Origin of the sequence: Psychrobacillus sp. BL-248-WT-3, from assembly GCF_012843435.1 — a bacterium.
GTDB lineage: Bacteria > Bacillota > Bacilli > Bacillales_A > Planococcaceae > Psychrobacillus.
This window is the reverse complement of the sequence record NZ_JABAFC010000010.1, coordinates 61929-79351: the sequence shown is the minus strand read 5'-3', so window position 1 is coordinate 79351 and position 17423 is coordinate 61929. Positions and strand designations below refer to the sequence as shown.

Sequence of the window (17423 nt, the reverse complement as noted above, 5' to 3'; positions counted from 1 at the left end):
TCAAAAGTCATGCCAAAGTCTTTATACAGATTAGTGGATTTTATAACTTTCAAACTATGTCTATAGTTCATACAAAAAGAGCAAATAAAAAAAGCATCCGAGTTAACGGATGCTTTTATAATCATTTATAGTCACTAAAGAAAATTTGTACATTTTTATCTTTAGCTTTTTCTTTCGCTTCAAAGCCAACTACTGCACTTCCAGTATTATAAGTAACTTTCCAATTAACTAAATCTTTGAAAGCTAAGCTTACTTTATAAGCGATAACTTCTTTAGAATCACCTTTAGCTACGTTGATTACTTTAGAAGTACTTGTGCCATCATTAAAAGTTACTGTGAATTGACCATTTCTTGAAGCAGAACCCTCTATAGTTAATTCATTGACTTCAGACTGTCCTACTATAGCTGCATTGCCTAAAACTTCTTGCTTCATTTCACCTTTAATTTCAGCACGGTTTTCTTTCTCGTTAATGTTAAATACTGCATCTGGGAAAGCTTTATTGTCTTTTGAAGTAAAAATCAACTTACTTCCTTCGGTAGTAATATCCCATTTGTCTGTTAAATCTTTATAAGAACCTTTTTGTGTTACGTAAATATTTTCATGCAAAGCTTTCGCTACTTCTTCAGCAGTTCTTTTTGAGACTTTACCGCTTACTGTTTTCTGGGTAGATCCGAATAAGTTATTTTTTACAATGCCGTCTCCGTCATTAATATAAAATTTAAAGTTACTTGTTGCATCTGGGAAATTGTCAAAGAATTCAAAAGTAACAACCGTTTGTGCTCCTTCTTTTGACTCGACTCCCTTAGCTATTTCTTTAACTGAACCATAAAAGCTATTCCCGTCTTATACTGTTAATTAACAGCTTTCGTTTCGGGCCTACACCGCACGTGCGACTTTCATCGCATACGGCGTGCCATCAAATGGATATCTATATTCCTATATCCTTATTAAAAATCCAAAAATTACTATTAATATCAAAAAAATATTACTGAATATTCAGATAATTTTAGACAAAAAAATATAACCATTTGACTGGGTTCCTTCGCTCCTGCTAGTTTTCCCCTCCTTATATGTTACCATATAAGTTCAATCGGCTAGCTATCCACACTACTATTAACCCGCTGCCATTCTTCTAACTTCATTGGTGCTGATTCACCTCTCCTAGAAGAATTTCAAACGTTCCATAACTTACCATCCCTCTTTTTAATAACCTTAGGCCTCCACTAATTAAAATGAGAACAACCAGTTTGACAGTCAATTATACAGGTTGCCTTTAAGCTATTGCAAACTTAAGGATAAAAATTGAACCCCTAGCAATTTTCTCAATAATTATTAACTCATCTTACCTACATGGATTCGTTTTCCTGACCATAGCTATTTTTTAAGGAGCCCCGCCTCATTAATGAGTACGTCTTCACCTGACTTAACCCTAGTTGTTTATCAGTACAGCTTAGGATCCAGGAGGATTAGGCATCTGCACGATGACTGTTATACAGATATAGGAATCACACCTATAAATTGGAAGTTATAGTTAGAAAATAATCCAAGTCTGATAATTTCTTATAAAAGATTTAACTGATATAAGAAACTATAGACTTGAATTCATTTCCCGCTTATTTCATCAATAAATTGACTTATAAAGCAACGTTTCGTTTATTTTTATTAAGGAGTAGTAGTTGTATCTAATTTAACGTCAACTGATTTAGCTACGTTAAATACTAGGTTATCTTGGTTAGAGATACCTTCAACTTTTACTAAAGTATTACCGAATAAAGTTTTGTATGCATCAACTGGTGTTTTAGTTTCTACGCCAGTGATAACTACTTGGTTTTTAGAACCAGTTACTTTAGATACTGTGTAGTAGCGAGTGTAACCTTGGTCATCTTGAAGTGTAATTTTCGCACTTGCAGATACTTTTAGTTCATTATTAGCTAAAGTAGAATTTTTTACATTGAATGTAACAATGTCTCCAATTCCAATGTTTCCGTTACCATCTACGTCAGTAGCGAATAATCCACCTGCTTCAGTAGCAAAGAATTGTTGGTAAACAGTTACACCAGAAACAGTAGAAGTAGCTGTATTAGAACCTACTGGTCTAGAAGTAACTACGAAGTCATTTTTAGCACCTTCAGTTAAGTTTAATGAGTTAACAACCCATGATCCATTAGAAGAAACAGTTGTAGTTGCAACTGCATTTCCTGTAGCAACTGTACCTTTGTAAACTTCAATGATATGTCCTGGTTGTCCAGTACCTTCTAAACGAGTTGCATTAGTATCAGCTGTAAGAACGTCAGATGGATTAGTAACTTTTAATGCTGCATCTGCAGTTACATCAGTATCAATTGTAAATGTAGATACGTTAGCTTTAGTTGCACTGTAGTTAAACACTACTTTATCTTGTGCAGAAAGAGCTTTTAAGAAATCAGCTGATGATACTTCTACATTTTTGAAGAAGAATTTGTCATTAGCATCATATAGATATTTTAAACCATTCATATAGATAAAGCCGTTAGTAGTGTCAACAGTTACAGAAGATACATCTGCAGTAACTTGACCATCTGCTGCTGCTTTCCAGAAAGTAGTTTTAGGAGCTAATTTATAAGATCCGTCTTCAATACGAGTTACTCTTGGAATTACTGAAATAGTATCGTCATTGTTAACTACATCTTGCACGATGAATGTTACTTTACCGTTTACTGCAGAAACAATATACTCATCATCAGCTGCAACGTAGCCAGTAGTTGTAGAACCATTTACTGATTTAACTCTAACTTTTGACTCATCAGCATATACTGCAAGAGCAGCATCTAGAAGTTCAAGTTTAACTGCACCAGTATATGGAGTTCCATCAGCTTTAGTTACGTTAACTGTATAAGAGCGTTCGCCACCATTATCTAAGTTAACTGCATCTGTTTCAACAACACCGATTGTAGTGTCAGTTGCTTTTGCTGGAGTTTTGAATGCTTTACCAGTAGCTTTACCTTGGTAAGACAATGCATACTCAGTATTAGAAACTTGGTCAGTAGTTGTTAAAGTAACAGTTTTACCGTCTGCAGCTACAGAAGCAGCTTGAACGATTAATCCGTTAGAGAATGTAAATTGTCCAGCTGGAAGTACTGCTGCACCAGGTTGGATTTTAGTAGAAAATTTAACTGTCACAGTGTTTTTGTTATCGCTAACAAGTGAAAGTACTTGTAATGGAATTGAAGCTTCTACATCATTAACTGATTTTTGTAGAACTGCTTCCCAAGTTAATACTTCAGCATCAAGGATAGCTTGTGCTTCAGTTAATTTTTTAGCAGCTTCTTCAAATTTAGAAGCTTTAACATCTGTAGCTGCAGCTTTAGTTAACATGTGAACTGTTACTTCAGAAGCATACTCTCTTACTGTTTTTTCGATTGGTAATTTATATACTTTTAAGATTTCATCACGAGTTGATTGTCCATAAACACGGTAGTTAAGAATTGTTTGTTTACGGAACTCTTCAGTTACTACATGATATTCTTTTTCGATTTGATCTAAGTTTCCTGCTTTAACAGCAGCTTCGAATGCAGCGTTTTTAGCAATGATTTTTTTACCAGAAGTAATAGCATCAATGTATGCGCCTGCACGAGAGATTTGTACTTTTGGATCTACTAATTTAGCTTGAGCAGATAATTTTGCAGAAGAATCTAATTTTGCAATTGCATCCTCAGCTTTTTTCAATGCGTTTTTAGCATTGTTGTACTCAGTCCATGGTTCATTTTTGTAGTCAGCAGTACCTTCTACTGAAATAGCCCATTTAAGAACTGTACCTGCATTTTGTGCGTCTGTGATTAATTGATTTACATTTGTTGCTGCATCTGCTTGTTGAGCTGGTGCTGCTGCAACGAATGCTGAAGCTGCTACTGCAGTTGAAGCTGCAATTTTAATAGCTTTTTTCTTCATAAACTTGTGATCTCCCTTCGCTTGTGTGTTGCTTTTTTTGTAGTGTGTAAATGCGGTCGCCTGATCGCGTCCATTATCATCACCCTAACAATATATGAGTATACCCAACTCTTATACTAAAATCAACCAATAATATAGAAAGTTTACCAGTTTTTTTAAAGAATGATGTTATGAAAGCACCAGTGACTCATTACACTTTCCATAATACAGTAATATTACCAAATAGGCTAGTCTTTTTTAGAATTTTTTCTTTTTACAATATAGTTTGATATATTATTGCTTATCTCCATTTATTAGGATAAGTCTGATTTTAAAAATAATTTTATATTTTTTAGAAAAAGGCGTGCATTTTTCCAAATATATGTTATGATGTACAGTATAGAAGGTTACTTATAAATGTGTAACGCCGTAAACTTGTTTGTACATTAATTAGTGTGCAGCCTTCTACTTCCTTCGTTTTATCGCTCAAGAAAAGAAGCATCTGATCTTCGGATGCTTCTTTTCTTATTTTATGAAGAGAATTTATAAATGGAAATTAACTTAGCATCGTCTCATTCATGGGTCGATGTTTTTTATCGTTTTCTACTTCTTTTTTTAAATATCCAAATAGAATTCGTTTTACTTATACTTCCTTTTTAGGTTTATAATCTCTGAATTCCTTATCTTAGAATGATATTTTTATGACCTATCATGCATAGTACAATAGCACTTGTCTATTACCTTATAAACCTAATCACAAACTTTTTTCATTGTAATATCTCTTTTTACGTTGTAAAACTCCTGTAAAATACTTGAAACACTAGTCTATTCAGCATAGGAACTAAGTTTTATATCTTTGGAAAGATTCAAAGAGAATTTGCTATATTTATATAATGTCTGCCTTTAAAACTGTTAATTATTACAAGTGCCAGGCACCTGTAATACTATTGAAATCTAGCTTTTCTTCTATATAAAGGAGGAAACACAAAAAGAACCCCTCTATTAAGAGTGGTCCATGTTTGTGAATAGCGGTTCGCTGAGCGCTTTAATTCAAGTATGTTTAGTTTAAGATTGTACGTAAGATTTCTACTGCTTGATCGATTTCATCACGAGTTACTGTTAAAGGTGGCAGGAGACGAATGACGTTGGGTCCTGCTCCTACTAATAGAAGTCCTGCTTTTTCTGCTTTGGTTATGTATGGTGCCGCTTCGTCTTCGCAGACGAGTCCTAGTAATAAGCCGGCACCAACTATCTTGTAGGATGGCAGTGTTTCGTTTAGTTTATGCATAAAATACTCGGACTTTTTATTAACCTCATCTATAAACTCCGATTCAAATACATTTTCTAGGACTGCTTGAGCAACTGTGACTGCTAATGGGTTGCCTCCGAACGTTGTGCCATGTGTTCCTGGACTGAATGTTTCTCCTAGTTCACTTGTTCCTATCATTGCGCCGATTGGAAAACCACCTCCAAGACCTTTTGCCAGTGTCATAATGTCTGGCTTTAATACGGTTTGCTCATAGGCGTAACGGGTACCTGTTCGGCCGATGCCTGTTTGAACCTCATCTACAATCAATAGTATTCCCTTCGATTCACATATATTAGAGATTGCTTCGGCGAATTCAGGGGTAACTTTGTTGACTCCCCCTTCTCCTTGGATTACCTCCAGCATGATCGCACCGACCTCTTCATCGATAGAAGCCTCTAGCTGCTCCACATTATTGAATGGCACAGTTTTGAATGTCTCTAGCACTGGACCGAAGCCTTGACATACTTTTTCCTGACCAGTTGCGGACATTGCTCCAAATGTTCTTCCGTGGAAAGAGTTTTCGAAGGTAATGATCGTGTGCTTGCTAGTATGCTTACGCGCTAACTTAATGGCAGCTTCATTTGCCTCGGCTCCACTATTGCAGAAAAAAGCATGAGAAAAATGAGTTTCTTCTATTAGAGTGCTAGCAAGCTGCTCCTGCTTTTTACTTTCGAATAAGTTCGATGTGTGCCATAGCTTTTCGCTTTGCTCTTGGATTGCTTTTACAATGGCGGGGTGCGCATGCCCTAGGCTGAGCACCGCTATGCCACTAGTGAAATCCAAGTATTTTTTGCCCTGATCATCGGTGACGATTGTGCCCTTTCCTTCTATTAAGTGTACTGGGCGTCGGGCGTAGTTTGGAAACAAGGAACTCATGCAAAAACCTCCTGATGAACTATCGTTGTACCGTTTAGCTTTTCATCTACAATTTTGACAGATGGAATACCCTCTTTTAGGCAGTCCATAGCTGCAGTGACCTTAGGAATCATCCCACCATATATGTCTTCGGTTGCGATCCATTCCTTGATAGAGGATGTTTGCACGACCTCTTGAACTTCTCCGTTTATCTTAATACCTGGTGTGTCTGTTACTAGCAGCAGGCAATCTGCTTTGATTGCTAAAGCGATTTTACTTGCTACTGTGTCTGCATTTATATTGAGTGGCGTTGCGTCTGGTAGGCAGCCAATACAGGAAATGACTGGTGTGATGCCATTTACGAGCAGTGTTTCAAGAATGCCTGTATTGACGTGTTTTATTTCTCCGACAAAGCCGTAAGTCTCCTTGTCTAAGAAGTCGCATTCGAGTAGATTACCATCATAGCCGCTTAAGCCTACAGCTGCAATCCCATTTTGATTGAGCTGGAGCACTAGAGCTGGATTGACCTTGCCGACGAGCGTGCATTGGACAATGTCTACTGCTTCCTCGGAAGTTACTCGGAAGCCATTAATAGTAGTCGAAGCTACTGCCTTGTCAGCTAGTGCTTTGTTGATAGCCGGACCACCACCGTGGACGATAATGATTTCATTGCCCTCAGATTGTAGCTTCTTAAAGTTCTTGAAAAACTGTTCATTTAACCCTTCCAGCATACTGCCTCCAAGCTTAATAACGATGCGATCAGGAACGATAGGTTGCATTGATTTGAACGTAGTCATAAGTCAAATCACACCCCCATGCAGTTCCTTGGCCTTCCCCTTGGTTCAGTTCGATTAAAAATTTCACTTCTGCCTGCTTCAAATAAAGCATCGTTACTTCTTCAGAGAATGGGACAGGCTCCCCATTTTCTACAACCGGTGTTGGACCGATTGAAATCTTAATAGCGTTCGGATCTATCGTTGCACCACTGTAACCAACAGCACAAATCAATCTTCCCCAGTTGGCATCACTGCCGAAAACCGCAGTTTTAACTAGCGGTGAGCCTACGACCGTCTTGGCAATTTTACGCGCCTCCTCATCGGTGACCGCACCCTTAACTTCTACCTCAATCAATTTGGTAGCTCCTTCTCCGTCTTTCGCAATCATTTTAGCTAAATCCAATGCGACTGTATGAAGCGTTTGGACGAAGTTATCCCAGTCTGGATGAAGTGGAGTCAATGGATTGTTTTCTGCTAAGCCGTTTGCCATTACGACTACCATGTCGTTCGTGGATGTGTCGCCGTCTACTGTTATGGAGTTGAAAGTAACATCTGTGATGGATTTTAGTGCATCCTGCAGATGGTTTGATTCGATATTGGCGTCTGTTGTGATGAAGGCGAACATTGTCGCCATGTTAGGCTCGATCATACCGGAGCCCTTGGCAGTTCCTGCAATAATGACTTCCTTGCCATCGATGACAGTTTTGTAGGAAGTGTCCTTAGTGACCGTATCTGTCGTCATGATTGCCTGAGAGAAATTGATAGCTCCTTCTAGCTCATCGATTGGCTCGAGGTGTTTGATTCCCGCTAGGACCGGCTCCATTTTCATCATTTCACCGATGACGCCGGTGGAGGCAACTCCGACTAGGTTTGGGTTAATGCCAAGCTTTTCCGCTGTTTTTTCCTGCATCGTGTAGGCATCGATTAAGCCTTGCTTTCCTGTGCAGGAGTTTGCGATTCCTGAGTTCACGATGAGTGCTTGCATTTTCTGTGTGGTGTATACGACTTCTTTCGTTACAATAAGTGGCGCCCCTTGGACTGCATTCGTCGTGAAAACCCCAGCAACGCTAGCGGGCACCTCACTTGTGAGTAGGGCTAAGTCTTTTTTCTTGTGCTTAACGCCGCAGTGGATGCCGGTCGCCTTGAAACCTTTTGGTGAAGCGATGTTTTTGTAGGTGATGCGCTTCATCGTCATTGTTTCTGTCAACATGGGGTTTCCTCCTTTTAAATGAATAATGGAACGAGCGAGAGTCCTGTCGTTTGGTTGAGATTGAATTGGACGTTCATGTTTTGAATGGCCTGCCCGGCTGCTCCTTTAACTAGGTTGTCGATGACCGAGACGATTGTTGCTCGGTTCGTGCGCGGATCTACTTTCACGTGAATATCGCAATAGTTAGAGCCATACACTTGGTTTGTGCCGAATTTATTCGTATCTTTTATAATTCGGACGAACGGATGGTTTACGTATGTTTCTTGTAAAGCGTTTACTAGGTCTGCTTCTGTGACGCCATCGTTTACCGGTGCGTAGCTTGTTGCCAGGATTCCTCTTTTCATTGGAACAAGATGCGTCGTGAAGGTGATTGGTGCCGACTGGTTCGCAAACATTTGAATGGCCTGCTCGATTTCTGGAATATGCTGATGCTCATGGAGCTTGTATATCGCAGTGTTTTCGTTTGTTTCACTGTAATGTGTCATTTGGCTCGGCTTGTTGCCTGCTCCAGAGATACCACTTTTAGCATCAATAACGAGATGACTTGCGTCAATTAAGTTCTCTTTGATAAGAGCCAGCAAGGAAAGCAGGACCGCTGTCGGGTAGCATCCGGGGTTTGCGATAAGCTGAGCTTCTGCGATAGCGGCTGTGTTCCATTCTGTTAACCCGTATACGCTTTGTTCTACCGCATCCGCCGGGGCTGGTGATTTTTTATACCATTGCTCGTATGCCGCTAAATCCTTTAGACGAAAATCACCCGATAGATCAATCAGCTTCGGCTTTTTGCCGATAAGTGCTGGTAGTAGATTGGATGAGACCCCTGAGGGAGTGCTCGTAAACAATACATCGTACTCTGCTAATCTATCAGACTCAATTTCTAAAAGTGGTTGGTCATGAATATTCATTAAATGTGAATATTTATCCGAAAAATGTATACCCTGTTCGGATGAAGAGAACAGATCAACGACTTCCACTTCAGGATGATTATGTAAGAAACGAACTAACTCAAGCCCACCGTACCCTGTTGCTCCAATAATACCTACCTTCATGCACTCACCTCTTACCATTTGTTAGCAATATTATAACTATGTATAAATATAAAGTCAATTGTATTTTTATTTGTTTTTATGCTGATTATTTTAGGGGAGTGTTAGTGGTTGATGGTTTGTTACAGGTGCCTGGCACCTGTAACAAACAACAAACTAGTTTGAGAGAGTAATTTTGCTAGGAGATTTGGTTTTTGAAGTTTCTCAAGAGAACCGACCGATTATTCGTTGAAACCGACCGATTTTTCCTTCGAACCGACCGATTATTTGGGAAAACCGACCGATTCTGTTGCTGGACCGACCAATTATTGAAAACAACCGACCGATTCTCCATTTATACGAAAAAAAATGCCTCGTCTAATAAGACAAAGCATTTTTAATGGCCCATGAGTCTACACATACTCATTACAAAGTAGAAGCTCATGGCCTATGGTTGTTATTCTTGTCTCTATGGTGGTTGCCTTGATTGTTGCCATTGTGATGATTGTCTTTCGGTTTGTCGTGCCCTTTATTATTGTCTTTTGGACCTACACCTTTGTGATCGTTCCTGGATGGGTGTTGTTTTTCATCCTTGTGTTTACGGTCGTTCGAGTGTTTCGGTTTATCTTTTGACTGGTTAGGGTTCGGTTTGTTTTCGGGATTATGAGTTTTATTTTTTGGTGCATTTTCTTGTTTGTTTGGGTGTTCCTTTTTCTCTTTCTCCGGCTTCTGGGTGGCAGCTGGAGGTGGAGCTGGAACGACTGGTCGTTGCTTTTCTACACGTTTTTTTTGTTTTTCATCTACACTGGATTTTTTTTGTAGCTTTGCACTGGAATTATTTTGTTGTTCTACACTGGTTTTATTTTGTTTATCTACACTGGAATTGTTTTGTTGTTCTACACTGGTTTTGTTTTCTTTAACTGGTTGTTGTTCTTTTTGTTTGTACTTTTGAATCGATGTGTTATTTTCGTTTGCTTTTTTACGTTCTTCTGTAGAGCTTTCTGTTACATTAATATGCTGCTCTGATTGTACTGCCTTTACTTCTTTTACCGCTTGGTTTACTTGAGCTTTTACTTCTTGATTGGTTTCATTCTCATAAACGGTTGTGATTACTAATTCATCCTGAGCTGCTCCTACCTGCTTGACTGCGTGGACTAAGACAGCAGCAAGAGCTAGGTCCTCCCAATTATTAATATCGATAGGAGTGTCTTCATCGAGAGAACGGAGTGAAATAACCTGCCCGTCCTCATCTACACCGATTTCGACAGCATGCTCACCTTCTAATTGTACGTAAGCATAAGCGCTCGTTTGCTGAGGGATCAAAGATGCGACACAAAATATGAGAACAATTGCCGCGACAAGTATTGGGGCTAGAATTTTTGGCTTTATTTGTGTCAGTAAAAATGGAGCTTTTGCTTCTAGCAATTGAAATTCTGCTTCGGATCCGATCATTGGGTCATCAACCAATGGGGTACCGCGCAGAAATTCGCCCTCACTTGTGAGAAAGACATAGTAATCATCTTTCTTCTCACAGACAACGCCTCGAAAGTTGCGCATCATATGATTTCTCCCTTCACATAATCTTTTATATAAACGAAGTCACTGTTGAGTAGCAGTACGACGGCAATCATATATTTGCGATGCCGTTCCAATGTTTTTCGTGATACATCAACAAGTGCTTCGATATTCTTGAGCGGAAGCTTTTTATGCTGGATAAAGGACTCGTAAAGCTCTTCGGATTCGGAAATAATTTGTGCCACTAGAAAGGCAGTTTTCCGTGTATCCTTGTGCTTTGGTGCTGAAGCCGTCAACTCGTCAAATGACAAGTTATAAGTTGCTAGCAGCTCCCCATACCGTACTAGTTCCTCTCTCCTTGCTTCCGCTCGCTGTTCTTCTGTGTATGATTCAATGGATTGCTCGTTCCATATATAATGCTGCTCGTCTATTCTATCCTCGGTAGCCCCCGTTTGGAGTAGAAGCACCTTTTCCTTGCGGGTAGCTTCCTTTCGAATAAAGTCAACAAGTCGCCTTTTTATAATAAGATGTGCAAGTGTTTGTAAGGATGCATTTTCTTCAGGATTGAATGCAAGGACCGCTTCATGAAATCCATTAAGCGCGATACTATACTCTTCATCCTGTTCATCGATTGGCCGCTTGCAAATGTAAGCGGCCGTTTTCTTTATAAAGGAGGTATTGGCTAAGAGGAGGTCATTGATTGCCTCCTCATCGCCAGCCATTGTCCCAAATTCTAGCTTTCTTTTATTCTGTTTTGATTTGAAGAGGCCATGAATGATGGACAAAAGCATATATACCCTCCGTTCCCATTAGTTCCGTATAAACCTGTATTGTATCTGTCTATCCGGGAAATGAAAAGCGGTAATCTGAAATATGATTAATTTCTATCATTTTTTCCTTGCCCATGATGACCATGTTTGTGGTCATGTTTGTTATGGTGATCTTTATGTTTTTGGTGCTTATCATGTTTTGGTTGTTGATTGTGCTTTGGTCCCTTGTGATGACGATTTTCATCTTTACCATTAGGATGCTTTGGTTTCTGTTCAGCTTTCTTTTGTTCCTGAGCTGCTTTTTTTGCAGCCAATTCAGCGGCTTTAGCTTTTTTCGCCGCTTCTATTTCAGCTTGCTTTTCTGCTTTTGCTGCTTCGCGTTCAGCCTTTTCTTGTGCTCTTTTTGCTTCAGCTGCCGCTTTTTCTTGCGCTCTTTTTGCTTCGGCCGCAGCTTTTGCTGCTTCCTTAGCTGCTTTTTCTTCAGCCTTTTTCTTTTCTAACTCTGCTTTTTTCTTATCTCTGTCTGCTTTGTCTTTGTCTTTATCCTTAATTGGAGGAACAATGACTGGTGGTGTATTTTCTTTAGGGTCCTCTTGTTTAGCTAAATAATTTTGCAGCTCCGTAACTACAGTTTTTACTTGAGCGATAATTGCTGCTTTTTTGTCTGCATTAGGTGCTTGCTGATAGTCTTTGAATAACACGATTAATCGATCGATTGCAGCCGTAAGCTCTGGAGCTTTCTTTTGGTAGATATCTTTTTGAGTCGTTTCATACTCTGCAATAACTCGATTAATCACGTTCAAGATTGCTGCTTTTGCGTCATCATTACTAGCAGTTTCATATGCCTTCACCAATCCAACTAGCTTTTCGGTTGCCAATTCCACGGGAAGATCCTTGTTTGTAGTCGTTTGTGCTGTTGCTGCAGTCGTTGATGCTGATGCAACCGCTTGAGTCGGCGTTACCTGTGCTGTCTCAGAAGCTGACGATGTTTCCTGTGTGTTTTTGTTTACGTCATTAATGTTTACGGTGTCGTAATTACTGTTCGCCCAAGCATAGCCTGCGCCTGATACTGTCAAAGTTGCCACTAATAGAGCAGCACCAGTCTTCTTCCAATTCTGCATATAATCACCTCGTATAAATTTTTGTCCAAGTAATACCCGGACATCTAGTTATTCGAAGGCTCACTCATTTTTGTGGGGGTCGCTCGGAAACTTTTTATATTTTTTTAGTTTGTTTTATTACAGGTGCCTGGCACTTGTCATAATGTTAAATACATTACGGGTGCCAGGCACCTGTAATACTCACGCAACAATGAAAAAGCAGCTACCGAATATCAGGCAGCTGCTTTTTTCTTTTTATGCTTTTTCCATAGATCCTCTGCTGCTCCTGAGCCGAGTATTACCCCGGCTATGATGAAGATTAGGCTGGCCAGATGATTCCACCCTAGCACTTCGTTTAAGAAAATGGCAGAGAATACTAATGAGAAAATAGTGTTTAGGTTCATGAATATCGCTGATTTAGTTGCACCCGCTTGACCTATCGAGTAGTTGTATAGCATGTGACCAACTGCTGTGCCTAGGATCGCAGAGGCAAAGAAAATCAACCAGAATACTGGATCTACTTCTGTAAATTGAACAATTGCTCCTGGCTCCTGTATAAAGCTGATAATCATTAATATAAATGAGCCGATTACAAGCATATATGCTGTCAGCAGTCTTGGATCCAATGTTCTTGCAGCCTTACTTATCACCATATAGCTCATGACCTGTGCAAGTATAGCAAGGAATACAAAGAAGTCTCCGATGGCAGAGCCCCCTAAGTCACCACCGCCTACTACAGAAAGGCTTACCCCAATTATCCCTAATACCAGACCTAGCCATTGAATCAAAGAAGGAAAATACCTTAGGATAAATGCTCCTGCTATCGCTGTAAGCATTGGCCCTGTCCCTAGGATCAGTGCTCCGTGTGTTCCACTTGTAACCGAAAGCCCTATATTCAGGAAATAGTGATGGATTACTACGTTAGTCAAAGACCCTATCGCAATATATTTCCATTCCTGCTTCGAAGGCTTTCGAATCATTTTCATTTTCCATAAAATAAGAAAAACTGTAACACCAGCTGTAAAAATACGGAAGGCGGTCAGGGTTACTGGGGACACCTCTGCGATCAAATATTTAAGCATCGGAAGATTAGCGCCCCATATTAACATAACGAGTACGAGTATACCGTAAATTTTCCACTGGTTGTTCATATAGTTATTCGCCTTACTTTCAATTTAGATTAATCTTTAGTATAGCGAAGTAATATTAATATGTTAAGTATTAGTAATCGTTTTTGATAGATTAAGATAGCAATCAAACCCAAGCATCGGTCGGACGAGAAAAATTTACGACAATCTGAGGGTAGTTTCCTACAATCCATAGCTACTTTACTACAATCACCCAATAAATTATTACAGGTGCCAGGCACTTGTAATAATCCCGCAACGGGTCAACCACTTTTAATGAAAAAAAGAGAATGTATGCTCACCTAGTGAACATAAATCCTCTTTTTAGTTTAATAGAATACCATTATTTATACGTCAGGTATTTAACGTAATCCTTCCAGCTAACTGCCTTGATGCTCGTCCATGACGGTGTTTCCAACGGGAACGGTAGGAAGGCTGGGGCTTCTGGTGTTTTTGGTTTATCGTCTAGGACGATCATGCCATTTTCAAGTCCTGTTGATACGACAGCATGCTTGTTTAAATGGAATGGAGTATTTACTGCAGTTCGTGTAATCTTCCCTTCAGGAGTTAACACGTAAAGCTCGGCTTGTTCCTTTGTGGGGTTTAAAAGCCATTCTCTTTTTATCGTTACTGCGTTCTCTGCTTGCTGTGTCGTTATTGCAGAGTTCATGTTTGCGGCAAACGGTAACTGTTCTGGCTGCTCGTTTAGTTGGATCATTACCTCGTAAAGTGGCTCCTCTGATTGCGCGTCATATTCTTTATATGCGGAAAGCCAAGGAGAGCCATTTGCAGGGACTTGTGTGATTGTTGCAATCGTTCCCTCTGCCATAGATTCGCTATGTGAAGAATAATTTCGTACGAGCATTCCTGCTTCTAGCTTATGCCATTCTTTCTCAGGCACGAAGGTAAGCAATGATTTCTCTACGGAATATATCTCGATAAAGTATTTACCGTCTTTATTCTCAATCGATCCAACGGTTCCTGCGATTGGGCTAAGCAGTGACATTGCACCTGGCTCCTGGTTTAGCTGAGCTTCCATGATCTGTAGCTGACGGTCTACCTCCGCAAGCTTTTGCTTTGCTGCTCCAATAGCCTGTGAATAGCTTCCATCTTGAGAAAGCTGAACATCCACCTGGACATTGACATCTGTTACCTCATCGTTCGTATTGCTAGTAGCTGTGTCTGTATCCGTGTAAGACCCTTCTGTATTCGATCTTTCATACTCTAGGTCACTTATAATTTGATTTAACTGCATTTGTTCCTGTCTATAGGCCTGTACCTCAGTTTCCCATATGCCTCGTTGCTCTTCAGCAAAATCTGGCTTTAGCTGGGCCAGTTCGGTATCAGCACCTATTTCTTCACCTTCTGAGACCGCTAAATTACTTACTCGTTCCACATCGACAGTCACCGTGACTGCATCGGTCGGTACTACAACCGATTCTTTTTCTAGCTCCTTGGAATATGTATTCGTTTGAACAGTTTCATGATCCTTTAAGTAGTACGTTCTCGCAATCTCACTATTTTCCTCGAACAGCAGAATTGCGTTTGCTGCTATAAACGTAGAAACAATAATAGAAACTCCTATTACTAACCATTTATTCATACGGCTTGCCCCCCTTCAATCCATGTTTCAATAGGAAGAACTTCAAAGCCTGCCACAAGTAATGCCAATACTATAGGAATTGCTATTAAGATAATGATTAGATTTCGAATAGACAATTCTGTGTAGTTACGCAGGAACTGAAACTGAATCGCAATGATTAAGCCAGTAATTAGACTTAATTCATTAAAGAAGTAAACAAAGAAATCATTATCTAAAAACACCGCTGCTAGTGGTCCAAACGATAGTACTGAAAAGTCTGTTGTATAACCAACGATTGCGTATATAACAAAGACAAATGCCTTTTCCAATAAAAGAAGTCCGACTACAAATAATTGCAGCACTGCAACTTTAGATAAGTCTACGCTCGTTAGCTTATGAAGCACGTAAGAAATGAGGAAAAAATAAAATGCCATGTAAACAAGCGACCAAAGAATAGCTCCAATTAAGGAGACAATTCTAGCAATAATATAGGTTTCACCAAATCCCTTTGCAAATAAAGTCGTAAGTCCTTCTGTGTGCATCCCCCAGATATCGCGAAGTGCAAAAAGAAGCACGCCTAACAAAGCGACCATCCATACACGTCCCTTAAAATCGCGCACTGTCGCATCCTTTAATGAATTCGCCAAGTCTTGCTGATGGAAAAGATATTTCCAAAATCTAAATTCAAAAAACACCAAGTGTTCCCCCTCTTATTGTTGAACAGTTACCTCGACGTAAGCACCTTGTTCCATCTGAATGTCTTTCGAAGATTGGAAGGTAGGGTGGATCAGTAGTAAGTAGGCTGCTCCTTTTTCTAGTTTTGTCGGTATTGCTTTAATTTGATTGGTAGATTTTTGTTCTACTTTCAAAGGGATTTTCTTGGTATCACCTAATGCGATCAATTCGATTCCCTCTTTTTTATTCAGCTGAACAGCTTCTGAAAATGTAACCGTGAATTGTTTTGTCTGCGCTACATTTTCTAGTTTAGATAATCGTTTATAAGATGGATAACTTTCTAAAATCGTATCTAAATGGGCCTTTTCAAGCTCCATCCCCTCTTTGGTCACCACCTGTGGCTGCACCCCTGTTTTATTCACAACAGTGCCTTTAGGTCCTGCAAATTCGGCCACCGTCAGTTTTAGATAAGACCCATCCGACAATGGATAAAACGACTGCATGGAGCCCTTTCCATAAGTTCGTTGTCCGTAAAGAGTAGCTGATTTGTGATCTAATAGTGCAGCCGCAGTCATTTCAGATGCACTCGCACTATAGCCATTGATCAGTACCTTTGTGTTATTAGGAAATAAATCCTTTTGCGGTATCGATTTTACTAAACCTACCTGATTTTTTAGCATTAGCATATACGCATGAGGACTATTTGGAAATAAACCAATTAGCTCCTCCGCAGTGTTTACGTAGCCCCCGCCATTATTGCGCAAATCTAAAATATAAGAGGTCGCTCCTTTTTTTGCAAGTCGCTCCTTTGCTGCAATGACTAAGGAAGCGCCATCCTCTGAAAAGGAGTTGATGCTTATATAGCCAACGTTTCCATATAACATTTCATTAGAAACAACTGGAACCTGAAAGCTTTTTCTTGTTAATATGTATGACTGTTTTTTTCCTGTAATCTTTAACACTTCTATGTTAACCTTTGTACCGGCTTTTCCTGTGATCAGTGAGGAAGCCTGCTGCACAGACATGCGCTCCGTAGAATTCCCATCCACAGAAAGAATAATGTCTCCCGGCTCAATGCCAGCCTCCTTTGCTGGAGCACTGTCAAACGTGCTCACTATTTGGATGCCTTTTTCATGTTCTTCAATTGAGATCCCGATACCAGTGGGTTTATTGTTTATCGAATCTGTGTATCTTTCAAACTCTTCCTTTGTAAAGTAGGTAGAGTAAGGATCTAACTGCCCCACTATGGATTCAATGGAGTCCAGTTCTGTTATGTTAGATTGGAGCTCTCCCTTGTAATATTCCTTGACCAGTTGCCTGACTTCATCAATTGGAGCTGCCCATGTGTACATAGGTGCAAGTAATAATGTTAATAGGAATACGAATGTAGTTAATCCCGAGACCTTCCTCATACCTTTTTCCCTCTTTCTATAATCTATAAACCTATCTTAACGTAAAAAATTGTGAAATGCTAAAGCTTCTTGTATATATTTGGTTACAAAGCTTCTATTTTAGAACAAAGTAGATGGCAAAATAAGAAAAGCGTAACCGCCTATCTCTGCCCCGACAGGC

At 39.7% G+C, this 17423-nt stretch carries 13 protein-coding genes; all 13 read right to left on the bottom strand.

What is annotated here, in order from left to right:
- Nucleotides 1-121: 121 nt before the first annotated feature.
- The 13 genes from HF876_RS07820 to HF876_RS07760 all read right to left on the bottom strand — a co-directional run bounded on the left by HF876_RS07820 (nt 122) and on the right by HF876_RS07760 (nt 17263).
- Nucleotides 122-607, bottom strand: coding sequence for a hypothetical protein (locus HF876_RS07820; RefSeq protein WP_169359506.1), 486 nt, complete (start codon nt 605-607; stop codon nt 122-124).
- Between the two features lie 1056 nt (nt 608-1663).
- The gene (locus HF876_RS07815; RefSeq protein ID WP_169359505.1) at nt 1664-3928 is read right to left on the bottom strand and encodes a hypothetical protein; all 2265 of its coding nucleotides are present in this window, start codon (nt 3926-3928) and stop codon (nt 1664-1666) included.
- A 1039-nt stretch (nt 3929-4967) separates the two neighbouring features.
- Nucleotides 4968-6092 (bottom strand): acetylornithine transaminase, encoded by a 1125-nt coding sequence (locus tag HF876_RS07810; RefSeq protein WP_169359504.1) that lies wholly within the window; start codon nt 6090-6092, stop codon nt 4968-4970.
- The gene (gene argB / locus HF876_RS07805; protein ID WP_169359503.1) at nt 6089-6868 is read right to left on the bottom strand and encodes an acetylglutamate kinase; all 780 of its coding nucleotides are present in this window, start codon (nt 6866-6868) and stop codon (nt 6089-6091) included. Before argB ends, HF876_RS07810 begins: the two co-directional genes overlap by 4 nt.
- Nucleotides 6831-8057: a bifunctional ornithine acetyltransferase/N-acetylglutamate synthase gene (gene argJ, locus HF876_RS07800; RefSeq protein WP_277347092.1), complete on the bottom strand. Its 1227-nt coding sequence runs from the start codon at nt 8055-8057 to the stop codon at nt 6831-6833. Before argJ ends, argB begins: the two co-directional genes overlap by 38 nt.
- A 14-nt stretch (nt 8058-8071) precedes the next feature.
- Nucleotides 8072-9106 (bottom strand): N-acetyl-gamma-glutamyl-phosphate reductase, encoded by a 1035-nt coding sequence (argC, locus tag HF876_RS07795; protein WP_169359502.1) that lies wholly within the window; start codon nt 9104-9106, stop codon nt 8072-8074.
- Nucleotides 9107-9523: 417 nt separating this feature from the next.
- Entirely contained in the window at nt 9524-10642 is a 1119-nt protein-coding gene (locus HF876_RS07790) for an anti-sigma factor domain-containing protein (RefSeq protein WP_169359501.1), read from the bottom strand.
- Nucleotides 10639-11388: an RNA polymerase sigma-I factor gene (sigI, locus tag HF876_RS07785; protein ID WP_169359500.1), complete on the bottom strand. Its 750-nt coding sequence runs from the start codon at nt 11386-11388 to the stop codon at nt 10639-10641. The genes HF876_RS07790 and sigI overlap by 4 nt, the downstream gene beginning before the upstream one ends.
- Nucleotides 11389-11474: 86 nt before the next feature.
- Nucleotides 11475-12488, bottom strand: a complete 1014-nt coding sequence (locus HF876_RS07780) for a hypothetical protein (protein ID WP_169359499.1) — start codon at nt 12486-12488, stop codon at nt 11475-11477.
- A gap of 212 nt (nt 12489-12700) precedes the next feature.
- Nucleotides 12701-13618: a DMT family transporter gene (locus tag HF876_RS07775; protein ID WP_169359498.1), complete on the bottom strand. Its 918-nt coding sequence runs from the start codon at nt 13616-13618 to the stop codon at nt 12701-12703.
- Nucleotides 13619-13937: 319 nt separating this feature from the next.
- Nucleotides 13938-15197, bottom strand: a complete 1260-nt coding sequence (locus HF876_RS07770; RefSeq protein ID WP_169359497.1) for an efflux RND transporter periplasmic adaptor subunit — start codon at nt 15195-15197, stop codon at nt 13938-13940.
- Complete coding sequence (locus HF876_RS07765) at nt 15194-15871, bottom strand: hypothetical protein (protein WP_169359496.1); 678 nt, start codon at nt 15869-15871, stop codon at nt 15194-15196. The genes HF876_RS07770 and HF876_RS07765 overlap by 4 nt, the downstream gene beginning before the upstream one ends.
- Nucleotides 15872-15886: 15 nt before the next feature.
- Nucleotides 15887-17263 carry a S41 family peptidase gene (locus HF876_RS07760; protein WP_169359495.1) on the bottom strand — a complete coding sequence of 459 codons (1377 nt, stop codon included), beginning with the start codon at nt 17261-17263 and terminating at the stop codon, nt 15887-15889.
- Nucleotides 17264-17423 lie beyond the last annotated feature (160 nt).

Coding starts and splice junctions, on each gene's coding strand:
- HF876_RS07815 (WP_169359505.1), bottom strand. CDS start 3,928: ATGAAGAAAAAAGCTATTAAAATTGCAGCTTCAACTGCAGTAGCAGCT.
- HF876_RS07810 (WP_169359504.1), bottom strand. CDS start 6,092: ATGAGTTCCTTGTTTCCAAACTACGCCCGACGCCCAGTACACTTAATA.
- argB (WP_169359503.1), bottom strand. CDS start 6,868: ATGACTACGTTCAAATCAATGCAACCTATCGTTCCTGATCGCATCGTT.
- argJ (WP_277347092.1), bottom strand. CDS start 8,057: ATGTTGACAGAAACAATGACGATGAAGCGCATCACCTACAAAAACATC.
- argC (WP_169359502.1), bottom strand. CDS start 9,106: ATGAAGGTAGGTATTATTGGAGCAACAGGGTACGGTGGGCTTGAGTTA.
- HF876_RS07790 (WP_169359501.1), bottom strand. CDS start 10,642: ATGATGCGCAACTTTCGAGGCGTTGTCTGTGAGAAGAAAGATGATTAC.
- sigI (WP_169359500.1), bottom strand. CDS start 11,388: ATGCTTTTGTCCATCATTCATGGCCTCTTCAAATCAAAACAGAATAAA.
- HF876_RS07780 (WP_169359499.1), bottom strand. CDS start 12,488: ATGCAGAATTGGAAGAAGACTGGTGCTGCTCTATTAGTGGCAACTTTG.
- HF876_RS07775 (WP_169359498.1), bottom strand. CDS start 13,618: ATGAACAACCAGTGGAAAATTTACGGTATACTCGTACTCGTTATGTTA.
- HF876_RS07770 (WP_169359497.1), bottom strand. CDS start 15,197: ATGAATAAATGGTTAGTAATAGGAGTTTCTATTATTGTTTCTACGTTT.
- HF876_RS07760 (WP_169359495.1), bottom strand. CDS start 17,263: ATGAGGAAGGTCTCGGGATTAACTACATTCGTATTCCTATTAACATTA.